2 protein-coding genes and 1 pseudogene are annotated in these 1089 nt (G+C 73.6%); all 3 read left to right on the top strand.

All coding sequences use genetic code 11. The annotated features are described in order from the left end of the window. Positions 1-364, top strand: a 364-nt coding sequence (locus G7A99_RS16490; RefSeq protein ID WP_163142140.1) for a GNAT family N-acetyltransferase, incomplete at its 5' end; no start/stop codon positions are given. A gap of 43 nt (positions 365-407) precedes the next feature. Next, entirely contained in the window at positions 408-902 is a 495-nt protein-coding gene (locus tag G7A99_RS16485; RefSeq protein ID WP_018719530.1) for a hypothetical protein, read from the top strand. After that, positions 899-1089, top strand: a pseudogene (locus G7A99_RS16480) (hypothetical protein); the annotation flags it as partial. The gene G7A99_RS16485 and the pseudogene G7A99_RS16480, both read left to right, overlap by 4 nt.

Below are 1089 nucleotides of genomic sequence, written 5' to 3'. Positions count from 1 at the left end.
GTTCATCGAGGAACAGGACGTGCCCGAGGCCCTGGAGTGGGACGACCTCGACGCCCCGAGCCGCCACGTCGTCGCCGTGGACGCCGGCGGGCGCTGCATCGCCACCGCCCGGCTCACGCCCGATGACCACATCGGCCGCATGGCCGTCGCCGCCGCCTGGCGCGGCCACGGCGTCGGCCGCGCCGTGCTCGAATACACGATATCCCTGGCCCGGTCGCGGGGGGCCGCCGAGGTCGTGCTTGCCGCGCAACTCACCGCCGGGCCATTCTATGAACGCATGGGCTTCGTCGCCTACGGCGGGGTCTTCGATGACGCCGGCATCCCTCACCGCATGATGCGGCGCCGGCTGGACGGCACGGCGTGACCGCCGGGTCCACGGGCACGACACCACGGCAGAGGAGACGGTCATGCAGGAGGCATCCCCCGGGGAGCAGCGCGAGCTCGCCGACTTCGAGGCGCTGACCGCCGCCACCGACCGCCTCGGCGGCCACGCCACCACACAGGTCGAGATCATCTCCCCCGACCTGGAGCCGCGGCTCTACGACCGCGAGGCGTTCACCGCCATCCTCGAGCGCTTCTGCCTCGACCACCGCGGCGCCCGCATCCGGATCATGGTCGGCGACCCCTACGCCGCGGTGCGCCACAGCCGCCGCCTCATCCCCCTCGCCCGCCGGCTGACCAGCTACTTCGAGCTGCGCCGCCTGAGCCGCACGCACGCGCGCTCGCCCCGCAGCCTGTTCGTGGTGGATGATCGCCACGCCATCTACCGCCCCCAGGCCAGCCGCCCGGAGGGCGTGGTCATCGAGGATGCCCCCGCACGGGTCAAGGCCTACCTCGAGGAAGTGGAGTCCGCGTACGCCATGAGCGAGCCGGACACCGAGCTGCGGGGGCTGTCGCTGTGACCGCCCTGCGCCGCACCGGCCTCGTCCTCGCCCTGCTGTTCGCCGCCACCGCGGCCCTCGCCGCGGACACCGCCGCCGTTATCCCGCTGGAGCACCGCAATGCCGCCGAGCTGTTGCCCACCCTGCGCACCATCGCCGGCGAGGACGCCCGGATCGCCGCCGACGGCGACCGGCTGGTGATACGCGG

This window comes from Arhodomonas sp. KWT (assembly GCF_010993615.1).
Note: the sequence above shows the minus strand (reverse complement) of the source record. Positions and strands in the feature narration are given on the sequence as shown.